This is a genomic window from Dialister sp. UBA1703 (assembly GCA_002320515.1).
Taxonomy (GTDB): Bacteria; Bacillota; Negativicutes; order Veillonellales; family Dialisteraceae; genus Dialister.
Map to the genome: position 1 here is coordinate 45,862 of DCJJ01000006.1, position 20,970 is coordinate 66,831.

Below are 20,970 nucleotides of genomic sequence, written 5' to 3' on the forward strand. Positions count from 1 at the left end.
TCCTTAAATAGCTCGCTATTCGCGTCATCCCATTCCTTGCATTGTATAAAAAACCAAGAATAAAAGCAGACAGTGATTTAAGCAGCGCTTCCCTAGAATCTCCATCTCCCGTCCATTCCTACAGACCACCCGGTTTCTTTGAAAATTTCTTCCATGGATTCTCCAGTGAATTGAGGATCTTCATTCCTCCCGGGGACGAATCCCTTTTGAATAAGCTTGCCACCAGATTGATAATTGAAGCTGCCAAACTGATTATCTCTGTGGCCAAGCTTATTTTTCTTTATCCATTCTCATGTTTCTTGCCTGTTTATACTATAACTGATTTAGATTATAAAGTTAGGTGAAAATTATTAATTTCTTCTGACTGCTTACGAAACAGCTATTAATCTGCTCTCCGAGTATGAGCCAATCGGGCTTCTCTCAAGAAACAAAAGAGATGGTCTTTTCTATTTAATAAAAAACCCAAGATACCGATTTCCATAAAGAATCAATATCCTGAGTTTTTTACTTACTCATAAGAATGAAAACCTTTTATTTCTTTGTGAAGGCGTAGAGTTTTTCTGTGACTCTCTTAACTTCTGCATCCATTCTTTCTGTATCAATGGTGAGGAGTTCTTTGTGTTCCATCACCGGTTTGCCGTTGATAATGACGGTGTCCACGTCCATGGAGTTGCCTGCATAAACGGCAAGGGATACGCTGTCAAATCTGGGTTTCCAGTGGAAACCGCTTCTGTCTACCAGGATGATATCAGCCAGATATCCTTCTTTCAGTTCACCCAGGTTGTCGTAGCCCAGGCATTTAGCTCCGTCTCTGGTAGCCATGTCTACCGCTTCTTTAGCAGTAATGGCGAAGGGATCGTAATTGGCTGCCTTGTGGATGAGGGCGGTGAGGCGCATTTCGGCGAACATATCCAGCTTGTTGTTGGAGGAGGCGCCGTCGGTGCCGATGCCTACGGTAATGCCTGCTTTTCTCATTTTAGGAACAGGGGCAATGCCGCTGGCCAGTTTGAGGTTGGAAGCGGGGTTATGGGCCACGGCGATATGTTTTTCTTTCATGATACGGATATCGTCATCGGTCACATGAACGCAGTGGGCGGCCAGGGTAGGTCTTTCGAAGAGGCCCAGGGAGTCCATGAGGGCAATGGGCGTCATGTGGTATTCATTTTCGCAGTTTTCCACTTCTCCCTTTGTTTCGGAAAGGTGGATGTGAATGGGCATATCGTATTTTTCTGCCACGTCTCGGACTTTCTTAATATAGTCAGGTGGGCAGGTATAGGGTGCATGGGGTCCCATCATAACTTTGAAGCGGCCGTCCCCTGCCCCGTTCCAGTTCTTATAGAGTTCTACGTTTTCGTCGATGCCCTTCTGGCCATTGGGGCCGATGCCCGCAAGGCCTCTGGCCAGGTTGCCGCGGATGCCGGCTTTGTCGGCGGCCGCGGCACAGGCGTCCATGAACATGTACATGTCGCAGAAGGAGGTGGTGCCGCCGCGAATCATTTCCGCAAAGGCAAGGGTACTGCCCCAGTAGACGATGTCATCATCCAGATGATCTTCAGCCGGCCAGATTTTATTCTGCAGCCAGTCCATGAGGGCCATATCATCAGCATAGCTCCTGAAGAGGGTCATGGCCACATGGGTATGGGTATTCACAAGGCCCGGCATGGCCAGCATATCATGACCTTCTACAATTTCATCGTAGTCTTCTTCTTTGGGGTGCTCAGGAAATTCTTTGATATATTTGTCTTCAATGGCTATATTCTTATGTTCGGTGACTTTCCCGTCCTGCATAAGACCGATGTTTTTAATCAGGATTTTCATAGGAACCTCCTTCAGTCAAGCCCAAGGTATTTTCTCTGGGCTTCGGTCAGGGTATCAATCCTATATCCCATGGAAGCCAGTTTGATGGAGGCGATTTCAGTATCCAGTTCATGGGGCAGGGTGTATACTTTTGCTTCCATCTCTTTACCGTGCTGCAGGAGGTAGCGGGCAGCCAGTGTCTGCATGGCAAAGGAAAGGTCCATGATTTCTGCCGGATGTCCGTCGCCGGCAGCCAGATTTACCAGACGGCCTTCTGCCATGAGGAATACGGTTTTGCCATTGGGAAGTACGTAACCTTCGATGTTCTTACGGGCTTCAAATTTCTTTGTGCAGATTCTTTCTAGGTCTTTGCGGCTGACTTCGCAGTCAAAATGACCGGCATTGGCGCAGATGGCACCGTCTTTCATTTTCATGAAATGACGTTCTGTGATAATGTCGATATCACCGGTGACGGTGAGGAAATAATCACCGTACTTGGCGGCTTCATCCATGGGCATCACTTCAAATCCGTCCATAACGGCTTCAATGGCTTTGATGGGATCCACTTCGGTAACGATGACATGAGCACCCAGTCCTTTGGCGCGCATGGAAACGCCCTTGCCGCACCAGCCGTAGCCTGCTACCACCACCGTTTTACCGGTGACGGTGAGGTTGATGCTTCTGATAATGCCATCCCAAGCGGACTGACCGGTGCCGTAACGGTTATCAAAAAGATACTTGCAGTAGGAATCGTTTACCGCAATCATGGGGAACTGAAGCTCTTTGTTCTTTTCCAGAATCTTGAGGCGGTATACGCCGGTGGTTGTTTCTTCAGAGCCGCCGATGAGGTTCTTCCTTGCGTCTACCCTTGTAGTATGGAGAAGGTGTACCAGGTCTCCCCCATCGTCAATAATAATATCGGGCATATGGTCCAGGGCTTTGTTAAGGAACATGGTATATTCATCATCGCTGCAGCCATGCCATGCGTAAACGGTCACTCCGTTTTTCACAAGGGCTGCTGCAATGGGGTCCTGGGTGGAGAGCGGATTGCTGCCGGTGCAGATGACATTGGCACCGGATGCTTTCAGGGTCAGGGCCAGATAGGCTGTTTTAGCCTCCAGATGGATAGACATGACAATGGTTTTGCCTTTAAATACCTGGTCTTTAATAAATTCTTCCCGAAGGGCATTGAGAGCAGGCATGAATTTTGCTACCCAGCGAATACGCTGTTCTCCGTTATCAGCCAGGGAAATGTCACGAATCATAGATTCACTCATTAGTGTAAGCTCCTTTCGTATTCTTTTATTGCCACATCATAAGGAGGAGTAAGGACTCCTTTTTCCGTTATGATACCGGTAATCAGTGTATGGGGTGCCACATCAAAAGCGGGGTTAAACACGGGAATATCTTTTGGTGCGGTATAAACACCTTTGATCTGCCTTACTTCTTCCGGATTTCTTTCTTCTATTCGGATTTCATCTCCGCTGGAAATGGAGAAGTCAAAGGTAGAAAAGGGGGCGGTGATATAAAAAGGGATATGGTGATAGGCACAGAGAACGGCAAGGCTGTAGGTTCCCACCTTGTTGGCAGCGTCTCCGTTGGCAGCAATGCGGTCAGCCCCTACAATGACGGCATCAATGTGTTTTTCTTTCATCACCCACCCTGCCATATTGTCGGAAATAAGGCTGCAGGGAATGTGATTCGCCATCAGTTCCGTACCGGTGAGGCGGGCGCCCTGCAGAAGGGGCCTTGTTTCGTCAGCATAGACTCTTTCAATCTGACCTCTTTCATGGAGACGGTAAATAACGCCAAAGGCTGTCCCTATGCCTGCAGTAGCCAGGGCACCTGTATTGCAGTGGGTCAGGATACGGAGGTTCTTCTTTCCTTTGAAAAGATCGGCACCGTGGTCAGCCATGCGGCTGCAGAGGATTTTATCTTCCTCTTCAATGGCCCTGGCCCTTTCGGTCAGGCCTTCCAGTTTATTTCCTTTGGGAAGGCTGTCCCAGGTACGAATCATTTCATGAACTGCCCAGGAGAGATTTACCGCAGTGGGACGTGAGGAAATAAGTTCTCCTCCGGCGGACAGGAAAGCTTCTTTCTGCTGTTCTTTCGGCACTGTCTTTTCGATTTCCTGATAAGCCAGCACCATGGCATAGGCAGCAGCCACTCCGATGGCAGGGGCGCCGCGAACGGAGAGGCGGAAAATGGCCTTCCCCACTTCTCTGTAATCGGTACAGCGGATATAGGAGAGTTCATCCGGCAGTCTGGTCTGGTCAAGAAGTACCAGCGCTCCCCTCTCCCATTTCAGGGATACAAGTGGCTCACTCATAACAGATGGAATCCTCCAAAGTCTTTGGCCGCATGGTGGCAGCTGCATTCCGTATCCGAATCATAGGTCTTGGAAAGGATAGTAATAATTTTCTTAAAGCTTTCCAGGTTATGATTCATGCAGTCTACCACTTCCATGTGGGAAAGGGGCTCTTTAGAAATACCGGCAGCAAAGTTGGTGACCATGGAAATAGTGGAGTAGCAGATTTCCGCTTCCCTGGCCAAAACGCATTCCGGCAGGTTTGTCATGCCCACCACATCAGCCCCCCACTGGCGGTACGCTTTGATTTCAGCGGGAGTTTCAAAACGGGGCCCTTCGGTACAGATGTAGGTACCCTGGGGATGGAGAGTAATATGTTCCTGCTCTGCGGCCTTGATAATAGCTTCCCGCAGGGTTTCACAGTAGGGATGGGTCATATCCAGATGGGCCACACCGTAGTGCTCTCCATCGTAGAATGTGCTTTCCCTGGACTTGGTCATATCAATGAACTGGTCCACAAGAACCAGCTCGCCGGCTTTATAGTCGGGATTCAGGGAACCGACTGCGGTGGTAGATACCACCGCTTTGACATCCAGCATTTTCAGTGCATAAATGTTGGCACGATAATTGATCTTATGCGGCGGAATGGTATGATGTACACCGTGGCGGGCCAGAAAAATGATTTCCTTGTCTCCGAATTTTCCGGATTCATAGCTTGCTTTCCCATAGGGGGTTTCAATAATTTCGGAATGAAGATCAGTCAGGATACCGGGGTCATATACGCCGGTACCGCCGATAAAAGCCAGTTTGCTCATTGTACATTTCCTCCCTTTTCGTTAAACCATTTTATCAAAGTTTCCCGGGAAATTTCATATTTCTTCCCGCAGTAATGGCATGCGATTTCTATGTGGTCATCTTCCAGAAGTCCCTGCTGTTCCATGAGAGGCAGGCCCTGGAGAGAATGTTTGATGCGGTCTTCTCCGCAGGTGCAGCGGAATGAAACGGGCGCCTCGCCAAGAAGGACATAGTTTTCCTTATGAAGGAGAGTGGAAAGAGCATCCTCTTTCCCTGATTCATCAAAGAGATTCCATTTCCTGTCTTTACCAAAGAGTTCACCAAAGAGCTTTTTATCTCCTTCCGGCATAAGCTGGGCAATAAAACCGGCCATACGGGTGATTTTTCCTCCTTCATCCAGCAGAGATTCGATTTCCACATGGGATAGGGTCTGGTCGGAAGAATTGATGTAGTCGGACACGCAGAGAGCCGTATCGCCGTCAGGAAGGTCCACCGCTGAAACGTAGGGCATTTTCAGGAGAGAATACCGGGTAACAAAGAGCTTGCCCTTCCGGCTTACCCATTCCGCTTCTTTTTCGGGAGCATAGGGAACGGAACCGTCGTCGGGATGTTCGATAAATCCGCGGACGTACCTTCCTTCATAGGCATCGGCATGAATGGTACCAAGGGAAGAATTTGTCACCCACTTTAATGAAACGCCTTCGTGGTTTTTGAAATCCATGGCCAGAATGGCGCTGGCATTCAGCACTTTACCTAAAATCACTGCAGAAAGGGAAGAAAGATGATGAATTTCCTGGGCTTCCCGGGCAGCATCTGTAATATCGGCTACGGTAATACGGATGCCGTCGGTGCTCAGGTAGTGGTCAATCTGATTCATTACGCTCATACATGTGACTCCTGTTAAAATATAAATAAATTACTCTATTATTGTAACACTTCAAGGCCTTTGGCGCTTGACAATCTTTAAGAAACACGGTGGCTTTCCCACTAAAAAAGCGGCAGGGCTGCCGCTTTTTCAATTATACTTTCAATGCGCTGATAGCTTCTCTCCTGTTCTCCTTACCAAAGACAGAAGACCCGGCCACAAGGATTTCTGCGCCTGCTTTTTTCAGAAGAGCTGCGTTATCCTTATTCACGCCGCCATCCACTTCAATGGGAATGGACAGGCCCTTTTCCTTTATCATAGCCGAGAGGGCTGCAATTTTATCCAAGGAATAGGGAATAAACTTTTGCCCGCCGAATCCGGGGTTCACAGACATAATGAGAACGAAATCAAGAAGTGGAAGCACCTGATCTATGGTGGTTAAAGAGGTGCCAGGATTCAGGGCGATGCCTGCCTTGATGCCTCTGTCCTTAATATTATGAATCATGCGGTCCAGATGGGGCACAGCTTCTACATGGAAGGAGACCATATGGGCATGGCAGGCTTCCAATCCATCCAGATAAGCTTCGGGATGGTACGTCATAAGATGGACATCGAAGGGAAGATGGGTGCGCTTACGCAAAGACTGAATGACCGGTACGCCAAAGGAAAGATTGGGCACGAAATGCCCGTCCATCACATCCAGATGGACCAGGTCGGCACCGCCTTCTTCAATATCCTTCAGCTCACAGGCCAGATTGGAAAAATCAGCAGCCAGCACAGATGGAGCAATTTTCATCATTTACCTCCTGAAACCATTTTTCAATTCATCCAGCAGATGGATATAGGAATCGTACCGGGCCTGCTGGATATGACCTTCCTCCACTGCCTTTCTTACGGCGCAGTCCGGTTCTTTATGGTGCATGCAGTTATTGAAACGGCATGATGTCAGATAAGGACGGAAATCCCGGAAAAGCCAGGCAAGATTGTCCGGTTCTATAGAGATGAGATCCAAATAGGTATAGCCCGGCGTATCCATCAGGAAGGTATGGTCCTTCCATTCTATCAGTTCTGCATGGCGGGTGGTATTTTTCCCCCGTCCCGTATGGCGGCTTACTTCGCCGGACAGGAAATGGGATTTCCCCAGAATGCGGTTCAGAAGACTTGATTTCCCTACGCCGGACGGGCCGGAAAATGCAATCACCGGTCCGTGAAGGGCGCTTAGCAGCTCTTCGTATCCTTCATCATGAAGAAGGGAAAGGGCAAAGGAGGCATATCCTGCCTTTTGGTAATAAGCGGCTGCCTTTTGAGCCCCCTCTTCATCCAGGTCTGCCTTGTTAATCACAAGAAGTGGTTCAATCCCTGCAGCTTCCGCCAGTACCACCATCTTATCCAGAAGGAAGAAATTCAAATCGGGAGTGCAGATGGCAGATACCAGAACAAGCTGGTCAATATTGGCTGATGGCGGGCGGTGAAGTTCATTCCTGCGTGGATACACATGGGTTATGACAGCTTCACTGCCCTTCCCTGTTTCAAAGTCCACATAGTCCCCTACCAGGATATCGGTTTTCCTTTTCAGCCTGCCTCGGGAACGGCAGAGGGAGAGGCTCCCTTCCTCTCCGGAGATGGTAAAGTAACCATTCTGGTTCTTAAGAATCATTCCCTTCATGGTTACAGCTCCCGGTCCTGTACCACGGAACCGTCGATGACTACCTGTACATGCACGCTGCCGGTGCCGGAAACATCCTTGCTTACCGTGCTTCCAGGAGCTGCTTTGCCGCTGTAGGCCGTATGCTTTCCATTATCGTCGGTGACATAGATTTCCACCTGCCGTGCATTACCGCCTTTAGGAATGGAGATATTCACAGTGCCGGTCTTTGTCTGGGCCGGGGCTTTCTTCTTTCCGATGGTAAGGTTGACCACGCTGGAGGAGGTGGATTCTCCGCCTGCCGGATCCTGGGAAAGGATGACAGCGCTGCTGTCGTCGGCAGAGACGCCATCGGATGCAGTGATGGTACCTACGGACAGTTTCATGGAAAGAAGGGTGTTTCTGGCATCGGAGAGAGACATGCCCACCACATTGGGCACATGAACCTTCTGCTTCATATTGATGACGATATTAACTCTGGTGCCCTTGGTTGCTTTTGCTCCTGATTCAGGGCTCTGGGAAATAATCACATCAGAAGGTTTATCCGGATCATTTCCATTTTCCACGGCCCCCAGGGTGAGGCCCATCTTATCCAGCCTTTCCTTGGCCTGCTCCAAAGTCAGCCCTTTCAGATCCGGAATCAGCATGGCGGAACCGCCCTTGCTGACCGTCAAATGGATGATGCGTCTTGCTTTTACATTGGTTCCGGCGGCAGGCGTCTGGGAAATGACCTGCCCTGCCGGCACATCGTCGCTGGCGATTTCATCTACCGATACTTTCAAATCCAGTTTCTTTAACGTAGTTTCCGCGACTTCCACCGGTTTTCCTACCACATTAGGTACTGAAATATTTTCGCTGCTCCAGAAATTGCCGAAGCTGAAGAAGGCCCAGGCAAAGCAGAGGACAAAAAGAACGGCCATGCCGATCCAGATATATTTCTGGGGCAGATTGGTAATCAGTCTTGTGAGTTTTGATTCTTTCTGCACCTTATGGCCGCGAACCGCTTTCTGGGGAATGGGCCTGGTCATGGCGGTAAAGTCATGGGACGCCGGTTTATAAATGGTGGTGGTAAATCCCTGCGCGATTTTGAGCTCGGAAATAAAATCGGATACCGTATCATACCGTTTGTCCGGGTCTTTCTGCAGCGCAGTCAAAAGGCATTCTTCCAGCATGGGAGAAATGGCGGGGTTGTACTTGGTGGGCCTGGGGATATCTCCCTGCATATGCTGCAGGGCAATGCTGACAGCCGTTTCTCCTTCAAAAGGAAGGTGGTGGGTCAGCATTTCATAGAGCACAATACCTAGAGAATAAATATCTGTTTTGGCTGTGATTTTATCCCCTGCCGCCTGTTCCGGCGAAAGGTAATGAACGGACCCCAGTATGGATTCCTTGTCGATAACGGTGGACGAATTAATGGCTCTGGCAATGCCAAAATCGGTTACCTTTACTTTGCCGTTCCTTGTAAGGAGCACATTGTGAGGTTTGATGTCGCAGTGAATAATGCCATTGGCATGGGCTTCTTCCAGGGCATAGCCGATTTCAATGGCAATGCGGACAGCTGTGTCAATGGGGATGTTCGGGTGGTTCTGGATATACTGCTTCAGGGTTTCCCCTTCCACATATTCCATGACGATATAGTGGACATCGCTGTCGCAGCCCACGTCGTAGATACCCACAATATTTGGATGGGACAGTTTGCCCGCGGACTGGGCTTCATGGCGGAAGCGGATGATGAAATCGTTGTCCTCCGCAAAACTGCTGTGCAGAATTTTGACTGCCACAATCCTGTCAAGAAGGATATCCCTGGCCTTGTATACATCAGCCATTCCGCCTGAACCGATTTTTTCCATCAGTTCATAACGATCATCTAGAATCTTACCAGTCATATTTCACTCCACTCAGTTCCAATATTGAATCAATATAAAAGAAGCATTATCCTTCGCTCCCGCTTCATAGACCTTGTCCATGATATGGCGGCCCAGTTCTTTCAAGTCTTCTTTTGTTTTTCTGGGACTGGAAGCAATGAGACTTTCCAGATCACAATCCTCCACCATGCCTGATACCCCGTCACTGCAGAGAAGGAGGAAGGTGCCGTCTTTCAAGTCAAAAGATCCAGTATCTACTTCAAGGATTTCGCCGATGCCCACGGCCCTTGTAATTTCATTTTTTCTGGGATGGACTCGCATTTCTTCCCGGGACAGTTTTCCTTCATTCACCAGTTCCATAACAAAGGAATGGTCCGTGGTAATCTGCTCCAGCCTGCCATCCTGGAAACGGTACAGGCGGCTGTCTCCTACATGAGCCCAAAGGACCCTGCCTTCGGAAAGAGCGGCTGCAGCCAGGGTGGTGCCCATGGATTTCCATTCCGGATGGTCTTTTTTCTCATTCAGAATGGCCCGGTTGGCAGCATAAAATGCTTCTTTCAGACTTTCCTCTGAAAAAGCAGGCTCCAGGGAAGCGCTGAAAAAATGGCCCACACTCTCCACTGCCAGCGTGCCGGCAATCTGGCCTCCGTCATAGCCGCCCATTCCATCAGCAAGGATGTACAGGTTTTCCACCGACAGATTGATGGCATCTTCATTTGCCTTTCTCACAAGGCCTCTTTCCGATTCTCCGTAAGTTAGTATCATCTAAGTCTTTTCCTATCAAGAAGCAACCTCAGCCCGAAAATGGAAATACGGGCATGATAAACCGTAACTTATCCAATTAATTTAATACTAACATCATCGGCGGTGATAGTCAATTTTCTCATCCCTTAAGAGGCCTGGTTTTGAGGAAAAAGTGGGAATCATCCCCTTAAAAAGAAGACAATTTCCAGACTGTGCCCCAAAAATGAAGAAAAAATGATTAAAAAAGAAAAGTGGAAGGAAAATTACCGGTCAGAAAGATAGCGGCGTTTCAGCTGCCCGCAGGCAGCCTGGATTTCATCGCCCATCTGCCTTCTGACGGTGACGCTCTTCCCGTGTTTCTCAAGGACAGATACAAATCGACGGATTTCATCCATTTCCGGCGGATAGAGTTTGATATGTTCCGTGCCATTGATTGGAATCAGGTTGAAATGGCAGTTCATCTTTCCCGTGAGGCGGCAGAGCTCTTCCGCATTTTCAGGGGAAGCATTGATGTCTTTGATAAGGATATATTCAAAGGTCACTCTTCGACCTGTGGTCTTGAAATAGTAATGGGAAGCCTTCACCACATCTTCAATTTTAAAATTATGGCTCACCGGAAGGATCCGGTTGCGGATTTCATCATTAGGTGCATGAAGGGAAATGGCCAGGGTGATTGGCAGATGCTCATCAGCCAGACGATAGATCTGGGGAACAATGCCGCAGGTGGAAAGCGTAATATTCCGCAGGCTGATGTTCAAAAGTCCGCTGTCACCGGCAAGGCGGATGAATCGAAGCACTTCTTCGTAATTGGTGAGAGGTTCGCCGGATCCCATGAGCACAATGGAGTGGATAGGTGCATCCAGTTTTTCCTTGAATGCATAGACCTGGGCCAGCATTTCTGAAGCTGTCAGATTTCTCTCCAGCCCTTTTCTGGTGGATGCACAGAAAATGCAGCCCATGGCACAGCCCACCTGGGTAGAAATGCAGATAGAATTGCCATACACATGGTGCATGCAAACTGTTTCGATGAGGGAACCATCGGATAGCTTCAGGAGCATCTTCGTAGTATCTCCGTCATTGGAGGTAAGGGTGCTCATGATTTCCGGCTTGTAAAGCACTGCTTTTTCTTTGAGCACATCACGCATGGCGCCGGGGAGCTGTTTCATTTCGGAGAAATCATAGATATAGCGGCGATACAGGTAATCCTGCAGCTGCTTGGCCCGAAATTTAGGAAATCCCATGGACACTACCCATTCTTCCATTTCAGGGAGGGTGTGTCCCCAGATATTAAAAGGCATATTGACTCCTTCTCAACAGAATGACTGCTTCTGCAGTCTGGCAACGAAGAAACCATCGCTTTGAAGTTCATAGGGCAGGATGGTCATCATTCCCTCTTTGGAGGACTTTCCCTCATATAAGGTAAAGTCAACAGGTTTGAACTCCCGATGGCATGCAAGAAAACGGCGCACCATATCTTCATTTTCCGCCGGATTCAGGGTACAGGTGCTGTAGACCAGTGTGCCCCCCTTCTTCACGTAGGAAGCAGCACAGGAGAGAAGACTTTCCTGCAGAGGCGGAAAGTCATTCAAATCTTCTTCCTTTCTGTGCCAGCGGATTTCCGGCTTATGGGAAAGGACACCCAGGCCGGAGCAGGGCGCGTCCAGAAGGACTTTATCGTACTTCCCATAGAGGGCGGGAAATGGCTTGGAAGAATCTCGGGCCCCTGCATGGATGATAGAAATTCCAAGTTTTTTTGCATTATTTTTTATAAGAGAAATCTTATGGGGATACAGGTCCCAGGCATCAATAGAGCCCCGGTTCTCCATAGTTTCAGCCATCTGGGTGGTCTTGCTGCCGGGCGCGGCGCACATATCAAGTACCATCTCCCCCGCCTTCGGAGAAAGCACCCTGGCAGGAATCATGGAGGACAGGGACTGCACATAGGCCAGGCCTGCCTCTGCCAATGGCCAGAAATCATGGGCACCTTCCGTAATGATAAGGGCATTGTCCTGCCAGAGAGCAGGTTCTGCTTTTATTTTTTTCTCTGCAAGGAGGGACAGGAACTCCTCCCTGCTGTTTTTCAGGGTATTGCCGCGCACCGTAAGCCGGGGCGTTTCATTCAATGATTTCATAATCCGGCAGGCTTCTTCTTCTCCATAGGCGGACTGCCATTTTCTTATCAGCCATTCCGGTTCATTCCAGTAAAGGGAATCGTAAAGCAGCGGATCTTCTTCCCGTGGAAACAGGGTAATTTCTTCTTTCTTTCTAAGGTATCCCCGAAGAAGGCCGTTAATAAAGCCCACATTCCCCCGGTGCGTGATTTTCTTGGCAATCTTGACGGTCTCATTCACCGCTGCCGATTCCGGAATGCGGGAGAGATAGAGGAGCTGGTAGAGACCCAGACAGAGAAGGATGCGGACAGAGGGGTGCATTTTCTTCAGGGAATAGCTGCTGAGACGGGAAATCACATAAAGAAGGTAATTGTATTTCCGAAGCACACCGTAGACAAGTTCCGTAAGAAGCCGGCTTTCCGGGCCGCTTAAGGAATATTCCCTCATCATATGCTGGAGGGTCAGATTGGCATAGGCTTTCTTTTCCAGAATTTCATATAAGGCCTGATAAGCCAGTTTTCTGGCAGAAGGCACAGGTTTATCGGTCGAACGTATCATTCACTTTCACCTGATATCCATGAATAAAATCAGAAGATTTCATTTTCTTATGATTTTCCGGCTGAATTTCAGAAAGGACAAGGATTCCTTTCCCGCAGGCCACATGAATGAGGCCATCTTCTACGGACACCACGGTACCCGGACAGCCGGCGCTCTCTTCTTCCTCCGGGAAGGCCTGGTGGATTTTGACCCGCTTTCCCCGGTAGAAAGTGTAGGTACCGGGATTGGGATTCATACCGCGGATGAGGCAGTCAATCCTATCCGCCGGAAGGGTCCAGTCGATATGACCCATATCCTTCGTTATCTTTTCTGCGTAAGTAGCTTCTTCATGATTCTGGGGAACGGAACGGGAAAGTTTTTCCGGAAGGTCATCCATAACAGAAATCAGCTCATCTGCTCCAAGCTGTCCAAGGGCGTCAAAGAGTTCGCCGGCGTTCATGTGGGCTGGAATGTCCATTTTCCGGACAGAAACAATATTGCCGGTGTCCATGCCTTCATCCAGCTGCATAATGGTAACACCCGTCTCCTTTTCTCCATCAATAATGACCCGCTGGATAGGTGCGGCTCCCCTGTACTTGGGAAGGAGGGAGGCATGAACATTGATGGCGCCGTAGGTAGGAATCTCAAGCACCGCTTTGGGAAGGATTTTGCCGTAGGCAATGACGATAATGAGATCAGGCTTCAGTGCCCTGAGACGCGCCTGTTCTTCTTCGCTTTTCAAGCTTTCCGGCTGGTAGAGGGGAATCTCATGGGCTAGTGCAAAGGACTTGACCGGCGAGAAATTCACTTTCCTGCCCCTTCCATTGATACGGTCGGGCTGGCAGTAAATGGCACAGGGAGAATAGTCGTGGTTTACAAGAGCTTCCAGGGCGGGAACGCCGAAATCAGGGGTACCCATGAAGACAATACGGTAGGAATTATTCATCAGTTTTCGGTCCTTTATGAAGAGAAATGGCTTTTTCAATGAAAAGAATGCCGTTCAAATGATCTGTTTCATGCTGGATGCAGCGGGCCAGGAGGCCGGATGCCTTCTTTGTCTTCTTCTTGCCGTGAATATCCTGGTACCGGATGATGACATGGGAATACCGCTTTACCTCGCCGAAGAATTCCGGAACAGAAAGGCATCCTTCCGTGTCCGTATCCATTTCATCACCATCCGGTTTCCATTCCGGATTGATATAGGCCTCAAAGCCCGATACCCCGTCATCTGCCACAAAAATGCGCTTGGAAACAGCAATCTGAGGGGCTGCAAGGCCTACGCCATTGGCTTCATAGAGCGTCTTTTTCATATCGTTCACAAGGAACTTCAAACTTTTATCAAAGGTTTCAACCGGCTGTGCTTTCATTTTTAAAATAGGATTTCCAGCGGTAATAATAGTACTCAAAACTTTTCCTTCTTTCTATAAAAATACATAAAGCGTGGTGCTTCACAGAGGAGGCACTGCTTTTATTTACAATGGATCTACATCTATAATTATATCATTTTCCAGAAACAGGGGCGCTCCCCTCATGGCACTTTTTAAGGTAGTGAGATTCTTTCCTTTGACCAGGATGGAAATATAGTACAGGTTACGCACCCGCCTGATGGGCTCGCTGAAGGGAGGTGTAGACCGGACTTCTCCGGAAAGCTGGGGAATTACCTGCCTCAGCCATCGGTCAATCCGTCCTGCCTGGTCCTGCGCCTTTTTCTCATCTTCGTTGAAACAGGTGATTTTCATAAGTCTTGTAAAAGGCGGAAACTGGAGCATGCGGCGATATGCGATTTCTTTCTGGTAAAAACTTTCATAATCCTGCCGGGCAGCACACTGAATCACGTAATGGGAAGGATTATAGGTCTGCAGGATGACTTCCCCCTGTTTTCTGCTCCGCCCTGCCCTTCCGGCGCACTGGGTAATGAGGTTGAAGGTCTGCTCTGCTGCCAAATAGGAAGGGATGTTCAGGATGCTGTCGGCGGACAGGATCCCTACAGTCTGTACGCCGGGAATATCATGACCCTTGGCCACCATCTGGGTACCGAAAAGGATATCAAATTTCCCCTTCCTGAAGTTATCCAGAATGTCTTTGGCACTGTTTTTCTTTCTTGTGCTGTCAAGGTCAAAACGCTGTATCCGCGCTTCCGGCAGGAAATGGTGCAGTTCCTCTTCAATCCGTTCCGTTCCGGCCCCCAGGTAAAGGATGCGGCTGCTGTGGCATTGGGGGCATTCCCGGGGAATGGGATGTACCGTTTCGCAGTAATGGCACTGAAGCCGGTTTGTTTCCTTATGGTAAACCAGGGAAACGTCGCAGTTGGGACATTTGAATACATGGCCGCAGGAGGAACACATAAGGGTGGTGGCAAAGCCCCGGCGGTTCAAAAGGAGAATGGCTTTATTCTTATCCTCCATGGTTTTATGAAGAAGGGATACCAGGGGTGCGGAAATGAGACCGCTGCCGTCGATAGGCGGCGTTTCTTTCAAATCGCACACATGAATCTGGGGAAGAGGTGTTTTAAAAACCCGTTCATTCATGGTGATAAGTCTGATTTTCTTTTCCTTTGCTGCATAATAGGTGGCAATGGAAGGCGTGGCTGCCCCAAGAACAATGGGACAGTGATAAATCACCGCCATCACCTTGGCTGCATCCCGGCCGTTATATCTGGGGGTTTCCCCCTGCTTATAGGATGTATCGTATTCCTCATCCACCACAATGAGTTTCAGGTTTTGAAAAGGCATGAAAATGGCGGAACGGGAACCGATGACAATAGGGCTTTCTCCTCGCATGATACGCATGCGGTTGTTGTAGCGTTCTCCCTTGCTGAGGCCGCTGTGCATAAAGACCACCTTGTCGCCGAAAATAGAGGCAAAGTAGGACGTCATCTGGTGAGTCAGAGCGATTTCCGGCACGAGGATCAGGGCAGATCCTCCCTTCTCCAGGGCATGTCTGGCGGCACGGAGATAAACTTCGGTTTTACCGCTTCCCGTAACTCCTTTCAGAAGGAATCCTTCATAACTCCTTCGGTCAATGGAAGAACATATGGTATCCACGGCCTTCTGCTGCTCTTCTGTCAGCGTTTTTTCGCCCTTTTCCCCTTCATCGGATATAAGGGAGTAAGTGTCCTTCCTGCGATACACCGGATGACCATAACCGTTAAGATGGAATGCATGGATAAGGGCGCTGGAGAATCCTTCCCCTTTCAGTGCGTCTGCAGAAGCAGAACCATGAATCTTCAGATAATCGGCCAATGCTGCCTGTTTCCTGCTTCGGCGCCGCTCTTCATCGGTCATATCCCTGTCCAAAACAATCCACTTTTCCAAAGGCGCCTTGTGAGCAGCATCCACCGTTTCCTTCTTTATGAGATAGCCCTTTTTTACATAGTCTAAAAGAGCGTCTCCAAAGAGAAGGGCGGCGGGCTTTTCATCAATAGTTTCCACAGAACGGTCTACCAGACCGGCAATATCAGAGGAATCCTCTTCAATTTTTGACCATTCAAGCACATAGGCAATACGGGTGCGGACAGCTTTTTTATCTATATAAAACAGACGAAGGGCGTCAATGAGGGTACACATATAGTAGGAAGAAATCCACAGGGCTGTCTGAAGCATTTCATCCGTAAACCAGGGAAATGAATCTACAAGGGATTCAATAGGAAGAATTTTATAGGGAAGCTTTGACGTATCTTCCTCATGAACGGAAAGGATAATCCCCTCTTCCTTCCTTCTGGCAAATTTGACCACACAGCGAAAGCCGGGGCCCGCTTCCATCCCCTTGGGGATGCGGTAGGAAAAGGTACGGTTCAGATGCTTGGAGGGTCTGTTGATTAAAACTTCTGCGATGGATTCCGTCATAATGCTCCTCCCAATAAAAATGGACAGCCCGAAGGCTATCCATTATTTTATCATATTTCCTGCTTTTTACGAAATGAAGGAAATTTTCAGAGTCCTGCTTCTTTCTTGAGAACTTCCGCTTTGTCCGTGTGTTCCCAGGGCAGGTCAATGTCCGTTCTGCCGAAATGGCCATAGGCAGCGATCTGTTTGTAAATCGGGCGGCGGAGGTTCAGCATGTCGATGATGCCTGCCGGACGGAGTTCGAAGTTTCTGCGAATCAGGTTCACAATCTTTTCATCATCAATTTTGCCGGTGCCGAAGGTGTCTACGAAAATGGAAACCGGTTCAGCCACGCCGATGGCATAGGCCAGTTCGATTTCACATCTGTCTGCAATGCCGGCAGCGACGATGTTCTTTGCTACATAACGGGCAGCATAGGCAGCAGAACGGTCAACCTTTGTGGGATCCTTGCCGGAGAAGCAGCCGCCGCCGTGACGGGCCATGCCGCCATATGTATCGACGATAATCTTACGGCCGGTCAGACCTGCATCGCCCTGAGGACCGCCGATAACGAAACGGCCGGTGGGGTTGATGAGATACTTTGTATTTTCATCCAGAAATTTAGCCGGGATCGTTGCTTTGATGACCTTATTGATCATGTCTTCTTCAATCTGTTCATGGGTTACATCAGGATTGTGCTGGGCAGAAATAACCACTGTATCCACACGGACCGGTTTCCCGTCATCATATTCTACGGTAACCTGGGTCTTTCCATCAGGACGGAGGTAAGGAACTTCCCTGTCTTTTCTTACTTCAGCCAGTCGGCGTGCCAGACGGTGAGCCAGTGCGATAGGCATGGGCAGGTATTCCGGTGTTTCATTGGATGCATAGCCGAACATCATGCCCTGGTCGCCGGCGCCGATATCGTATTTGTCGGCCTTCTTTTCCTTAGCTTCCAGAGACTGGTTGACACCCATGGCAATATCGGGGGACTGTTCATCAATGGCCACATTGATGCCTACGCTTTCACCGTCAAAGCCGTAGCGGGCATCGGTGTAGCCGATATCATTAATCGTTTTGCGGATGACCTGGGGAATGGGCACATAGGCGCTGGTGGTGATTTCACCGAAAACATGCACCTGCCCTGTGGTTACAATGGTTTCGCAGGCTACACGGCCATTGGGATCCTGTTCCAGGATGGCATCAAGAATGGCATCGGAAATCTGGTCGGCAATCTTATCAGGATGTCCTTCTGTTACGGATTCCGATGTAAATAATACTTTCTTAGACATATAAATCCTCCTCACTTGGAAATGTTGGAATGTGGGATGTAAAATAAAAACAGCTCTCCGCAGGGAGAGCTTATTCTCTCATCTGCCAGCTTTCGCTGATGGAATTAGCACCGGTTCCCCTTCAGGAATGGTTGCTGCAGCGTCATGGGGCCAAATCCCTCAGCTGCTCTTGATGAGTCATCATTCACTTGGATATTATTATAACGTTATTTCTTCTTTTTAGCAATGGTTAACTGCAATTCATGCATAAAAAGTTGACGGAATATAAAAAACAGCTCCCCCCGCCCTTATTTATCAAAGAAAATCTTCATATCCTCTTCCACCGTGGTAATGCCGGCAATGCCAAACTTCTCTACCAGCACATTCACCACCGCCGGAGAAAGGAAGGCCGGCAGTGTGGGGCCCAGATGGATATTCTTTACGCCCAGGTAAAGCAGGGCCAGAAGGACGATGACCGCCTTCTGTTCATACCAGGCAATATTGTATACGATAGGAAGGTCATTCACATCATGGAGGCCGAAGGCTTCTTTCAGCTTCAGGGCAATGAGGGCCAGGCTGTAGGAATCATTGCACTGTCCTGCGTCCAGCACTCTGGGAATGCCGCCGATGGTGCCAAGATTCAGCTTATTATACTTATACTTGGCACATCCGGCGGTAAGTATCACCGTATCCTTTGGAAGGGCTTCTGCAAAACGACGGTAATATTCCCTGCTTCTTGCCCTTCCGTCGCATCCTCCCATGACGATGAATTTCTTAATGGCGCCGAATTTAACGGCATCCACCACCTTGTCAGCCAGCGCAAATACCTGGTTGTGGGCAAACCCGCCTACAATGGTGCCTTTTTCGATTTCCTTCGGCGGCGGGCAGGTAAGTGCCTGCTCAATAATAGGAGTAAAGTCCTTTTTTCCATTCACTTCATCAATATGGGAAAGGCCGGGGAAAGAGACTACGCCGGTGGTCCAGATGCGGCTGCGGTAGCTGTCCTTAGGCGGAACGATACAGTTGGTGGTCATAAGGATAGGGCCGTTGAATGTTTCAAATTCTTCCCGCTGCTTCCACCAGGCATTGCCGTAGTTTCCTGCAAAGTGGCTGTACTTTTTGAAGAAGGGATAATAATGGGCCGGAAGCATCTCCCCATGGGTATAAACATCCACACCCTTATCCTTTGTCTGTTCCAGCAGCATTTCCAGATCCTTCAGGTCATGGCCGGAAATCAGGATCCCCGGACGGTGACGGACGCCGATATCCACTTCTGTGATTTCAGGCTGTCCATAGGCGCCTATATTGGCTTCGTCCAGAAGTGCCATACCCTTTACGCCCATTTCGCCGGTTTTCATGGTGAGGGCCAGAAGATCATCCAAGGTGAGATCCTGCTTCAGGGTTTTAGCAAGAGCATCTGCCAGGAAATTGCTGATTTCCTCCGATTCCTTCTGAAGTACCCGTGCATGGCGGAGGTAGGCGGAAAGCCCTTTCAGCCCATAGGTAATGAGTTCCAGGAGAGATCTTTTATTTTCATCTTTTTCGGAAAGAACGCCGATGTGAGGATTCCCAGCGGTGGAAGCCATATCCAGCGGCAAAGCGGCTTCAGAAAGGGAAAAATCCTTCGGCAGAAGCTGACGGAGCGCTTCCTTGGCTTTTTCCGTATCTTCAATCCTAGCGGTGATGAAATCATCATCAAAGTTGGCATTGGTAATGGTGACAAAGAGATTATCTTCCAGCATATGGGTCACATCAGAAGATACAGCATGCCCTTCCCTGCGGTATGCTGTGGCCAGTTCAGCCAGTCCTTTGGTTACATAAATGAGTACATCCTGCAGATGGGCTGTAGCCGGTTTCTTTCCGCACATTCCTCCTGCGGTGCAGCCTTTTTCACCGGCAGTTTCCTGACACTGATAGCAAAACATCTGATTCTCCATATATTTCCTCCTTTATTAAACCGGTTCTTCATGTCTTATTATTATAGATGAAATGGATAAAATAAACTGTTGCCCACGCAACATATTAAGGATATAATGAGAAAGAAATGAAATTTATACATAGAACCTTGCATAAAGGAGACTGCCATGGATGAACAGAAGTATAAGGAACTGCCCCTTTTTCAGCATATGCAGGAAAAAGAAATTCATGAAATACTGCTAACCGCCGGCTGCTTTGTGAAAAATTTCAAAAAAGGAAACTATATCTACCAGGAAAATGAAGTGATTCACAGCCTGGGCGTGATCCTCACCGGCCATGTTTACATGGTAAAGGAAGATGTGTGGGGAGAAGAAACCATCCTGGTCCGTATGGGAAAGGGAGACCTGTTTGGCGAAAATTTTGCCTGCTCCCCCAACCCCGCCTCCACCGTCACCTTCTATGCGCCACAGGCAGCGGAGGTGCTCTTTATCCCCTACGAACGGCTCCTTCGTCATGCAGGCAACAGGAACGTACTCCTTTTCATTACGAACCTTATCAGCATGATGACATACAAAAGCCAGAACCTCATGAGAAAAATCAATGTAGTTTCCCGCAAATCCCTTCGGGAGAAGATTCAGTGCTTCCTTTCCCTGGAAGCAGAAAAAACAGGTACGCTGGATTTTACCATCCCCTTTTCCCGGGAGGAAATGGCTGAATACGTGTGTGCCAATCGGAGTGCTCTGTCCAGGGAACTGAAAGCCATGGAAAAAGACGGATTGATTGAGCTGAAAGAAAGAAAGTGCAGGATTTTGAAGAAACAGGGCTGACGGTCTTTTAGGCCCCCTATGCATAACAATAGCTTCATTTTCGTCGCTTACCGGGATTCTTCGCCGGGGGTCAAGGGGATTTCCATAATCGACTTTAAGACAGACCTATCCTCACCCTGTCGGGGAGGGGCTGTGAGAAAATGATTTACATTTTTTCACAGCCCCTTTTGTAAACATAAATTTTACGGAAACTGGCCAAATGACAATCTGCTTCCTGCCTCTACGTCATTTCGAGCGGTGCTGCATGTGGTTATGGATGATCATGCCATTTGTTCTATTGGGGCTCTGAGCCCCGAAATCTCCTGCCACCATGCTGCTNNGCTTGTGCCATTAGGGCGTGGGATTTCTCCACTCTGTGGAGATCCTGCATAGGACCTCCAAGTCAGCCGAAGTTGGCCTCTAGGGAAGCGCTGATTAAATCGTTATCGGATTTCATTCTTGCGTTTTTATTCAATGCAAGGAAT

Annotated in this window: 18 protein-coding genes and 1 riboswitch; of the genes, 1 reads left to right on the forward strand and 17 read right to left on the reverse strand. The window is 48.8% G+C overall.

Annotation, left to right across the window (positions count from 1 at the left end; translation table 11 throughout):
• Positions 1-92 precede the first annotated feature (92 nt).
• The 17 genes from B2Y11_RS08745 to hcp form a co-directional block, all read right to left on the reverse strand.
• Positions 93-284, reverse strand: coding sequence for an LPD23 domain-containing protein (locus B2Y11_RS08745; protein ID WP_374110736.1), 192 nt, complete (start codon positions 282-284; stop codon positions 93-95).
• A 247-nt stretch (positions 285-531) separates the two neighbouring features.
• Complete coding sequence (locus tag B2Y11_RS00475) at positions 532-1,818, reverse strand: amidohydrolase (protein WP_291054678.1); 1,287 nt, start codon at positions 1,816-1,818, stop codon at positions 532-534.
• Positions 1,819-1,829: 11 nt separating this feature from the next.
• Positions 1,830-3,074, reverse strand: coding sequence for an adenosylhomocysteinase (locus B2Y11_RS00480; protein ID WP_291054681.1), 1,245 nt, complete (start codon positions 3,072-3,074; stop codon positions 1,830-1,832).
• Complete coding sequence (mtnA, locus tag B2Y11_RS00485; RefSeq protein WP_291054684.1) at positions 3,074-4,126, reverse strand: S-methyl-5-thioribose-1-phosphate isomerase; 1,053 nt, start codon at positions 4,124-4,126, stop codon at positions 3,074-3,076. The genes B2Y11_RS00480 and mtnA overlap by 1 nt, the downstream gene beginning before the upstream one ends.
• Complete coding sequence (gene mtnP, locus B2Y11_RS00490) at positions 4,123-4,920, reverse strand: S-methyl-5'-thioadenosine phosphorylase (protein WP_291054687.1); 798 nt, start codon at positions 4,918-4,920, stop codon at positions 4,123-4,125. The genes mtnA and mtnP overlap by 4 nt, the downstream gene beginning before the upstream one ends.
• A complete protein-coding gene (locus B2Y11_RS00495) occupies positions 4,917-5,786 on the reverse strand; it encodes an Hsp33 family molecular chaperone HslO (RefSeq protein WP_291054691.1) in 870 nt (289 codons plus the stop codon). The genes mtnP and B2Y11_RS00495 overlap by 4 nt, the downstream gene beginning before the upstream one ends.
• Before the next feature lie 133 nt (positions 5,787-5,919).
• Positions 5,920-6,561, reverse strand: a complete 642-nt coding sequence (rpe, locus tag B2Y11_RS00500) for a ribulose-phosphate 3-epimerase (protein ID WP_291054734.1) — start codon at positions 6,559-6,561, stop codon at positions 5,920-5,922.
• Positions 6,562-6,564: 3 nt separating this feature from the next.
• Complete coding sequence (gene rsgA, locus B2Y11_RS00505) at positions 6,565-7,431, reverse strand: ribosome small subunit-dependent GTPase A (protein WP_291054693.1); 867 nt, start codon at positions 7,429-7,431, stop codon at positions 6,565-6,567.
• Positions 7,432-7,433: 2 nt separating this feature from the next.
• Positions 7,434-9,296, reverse strand: coding sequence for a Stk1 family PASTA domain-containing Ser/Thr kinase (gene pknB, locus B2Y11_RS00510; RefSeq protein WP_291054696.1), 1,863 nt, complete (start codon positions 9,294-9,296; stop codon positions 7,434-7,436).
• Positions 9,297-9,308: 12 nt separating this feature from the next.
• Positions 9,309-10,040, reverse strand: coding sequence for a Stp1/IreP family PP2C-type Ser/Thr phosphatase (locus B2Y11_RS00515; RefSeq protein WP_291054699.1), 732 nt, complete (start codon positions 10,038-10,040; stop codon positions 9,309-9,311).
• Between the two features lie 242 nt (positions 10,041-10,282).
• Positions 10,283-11,317, reverse strand: coding sequence for a 23S rRNA (adenine(2503)-C(2))-methyltransferase RlmN (gene rlmN, locus B2Y11_RS00520; RefSeq protein ID WP_291054703.1), 1,035 nt, complete (start codon positions 11,315-11,317; stop codon positions 10,283-10,285).
• 12 nt (positions 11,318-11,329) lie between these two features.
• Positions 11,330-12,688, reverse strand: a complete 1,359-nt coding sequence (gene rsmB, locus B2Y11_RS00525; protein WP_291054706.1) for a 16S rRNA (cytosine(967)-C(5))-methyltransferase RsmB — start codon at positions 12,686-12,688, stop codon at positions 11,330-11,332.
• Entirely contained in the window at positions 12,669-13,613 is a 945-nt protein-coding gene (gene fmt / locus B2Y11_RS00530; protein WP_291054709.1) for a methionyl-tRNA formyltransferase, read from the reverse strand. Before fmt ends, rsmB begins: the two co-directional genes overlap by 20 nt.
• Entirely contained in the window at positions 13,606-14,073 is a 468-nt protein-coding gene (gene def, locus B2Y11_RS00535) for a peptide deformylase (protein ID WP_291054712.1), read from the reverse strand. Before def ends, fmt begins: the two co-directional genes overlap by 8 nt.
• Before the next feature lie 66 nt (positions 14,074-14,139).
• A complete protein-coding gene (gene priA / locus B2Y11_RS00540; RefSeq protein WP_291054715.1) occupies positions 14,140-16,512 on the reverse strand; it encodes a replication restart helicase PriA in 2,373 nt (790 codons plus the stop codon).
• A gap of 86 nt (positions 16,513-16,598) precedes the next feature.
• Positions 16,599-17,783, reverse strand: coding sequence for a methionine adenosyltransferase (gene metK, locus B2Y11_RS00545; RefSeq protein WP_291054718.1), 1,185 nt, complete (start codon positions 17,781-17,783; stop codon positions 16,599-16,601).
• Between the two features lie 75 nt (positions 17,784-17,858).
• Positions 17,859-17,962, reverse strand: a riboswitch (SAM riboswitch).
• 108 nt (positions 17,963-18,070) lie between these two features.
• The gene (hcp, locus tag B2Y11_RS00550) at positions 18,071-19,699 is read right to left on the reverse strand and encodes a hydroxylamine reductase (protein ID WP_291054720.1); all 1,629 of its coding nucleotides are present in this window, start codon (positions 19,697-19,699) and stop codon (positions 18,071-18,073) included.
• Positions 19,700-19,846: 147 nt separating this feature from the next.
• On the opposite strand from hcp, the gene B2Y11_RS00555 reads away from it, so the two are divergent.
• Positions 19,847-20,506 (forward strand): Crp/Fnr family transcriptional regulator, encoded by a 660-nt coding sequence (locus B2Y11_RS00555; protein ID WP_291054723.1) that lies wholly within the window; start codon positions 19,847-19,849, stop codon positions 20,504-20,506.
• Positions 20,507-20,970 lie beyond the last annotated feature (464 nt).

Bases quoted from the DNA above. Each gene is read 5' to 3' on its own strand.
- B2Y11_RS00475 (WP_291054678.1), bottom strand. From the start codon at position 1,818: ATGAAAATCCTGATTAAAAACATCGGTCTTATGCAGGACGGGAAAGTC.
- B2Y11_RS00480 (WP_291054681.1), bottom strand. From the start codon at position 3,074: ATGAGTGAATCTATGATTCGTGACATTTCCCTGGCTGATAACGGAGAA.
- mtnA (WP_291054684.1), bottom strand. From the start codon at position 4,126: ATGAGTGAGCCACTTGTATCCCTGAAATGGGAGAGGGGAGCGCTGGTA.
- mtnP (WP_291054687.1), bottom strand. From the start codon at position 4,920: ATGAGCAAACTGGCTTTTATCGGCGGTACCGGCGTATATGACCCCGGT.
- B2Y11_RS00495 (WP_291054691.1), bottom strand. From the start codon at position 5,786: ATGAGCGTAATGAATCAGATTGACCACTACCTGAGCACCGACGGCATC.
- rpe (WP_291054734.1), bottom strand. From the start codon at position 6,561: ATGAAAATTGCTCCATCTGTGCTGGCTGCTGATTTTTCCAATCTGGCC.
- rsgA (WP_291054693.1), bottom strand. From the start codon at position 7,431: ATGAAGGGAATGATTCTTAAGAACCAGAATGGTTACTTTACCATCTCC.
- pknB (WP_291054696.1), bottom strand. From the start codon at position 9,296: ATGACTGGTAAGATTCTAGATGATCGTTATGAACTGATGGAAAAAATC.
- B2Y11_RS00515 (WP_291054699.1), bottom strand. From the start codon at position 10,040: ATGATACTAACTTACGGAGAATCGGAAAGAGGCCTTGTGAGAAAGGCA.
- rlmN (WP_291054703.1), bottom strand. From the start codon at position 11,317: ATGCCTTTTAATATCTGGGGACACACCCTCCCTGAAATGGAAGAATGG.
- rsmB (WP_291054706.1), bottom strand. From the start codon at position 12,688: ATGATACGTTCGACCGATAAACCTGTGCCTTCTGCCAGAAAACTGGCT.
- fmt (WP_291054709.1), bottom strand. From the start codon at position 13,613: ATGAATAATTCCTACCGTATTGTCTTCATGGGTACCCCTGATTTCGGC.
- priA (WP_291054715.1), bottom strand. From the start codon at position 16,512: ATGACGGAATCCATCGCAGAAGTTTTAATCAACAGACCCTCCAAGCAT.
- metK (WP_291054718.1), bottom strand. From the start codon at position 17,783: ATGTCTAAGAAAGTATTATTTACATCGGAATCCGTAACAGAAGGACAT.
- hcp (WP_291054720.1), bottom strand. From the start codon at position 19,699: ATGGAGAATCAGATGTTTTGCTATCAGTGTCAGGAAACTGCCGGTGAA.
- B2Y11_RS00555 (WP_291054723.1), top strand. From the start codon at position 19,847: ATGGATGAACAGAAGTATAAGGAACTGCCCCTTTTTCAGCATATGCAG.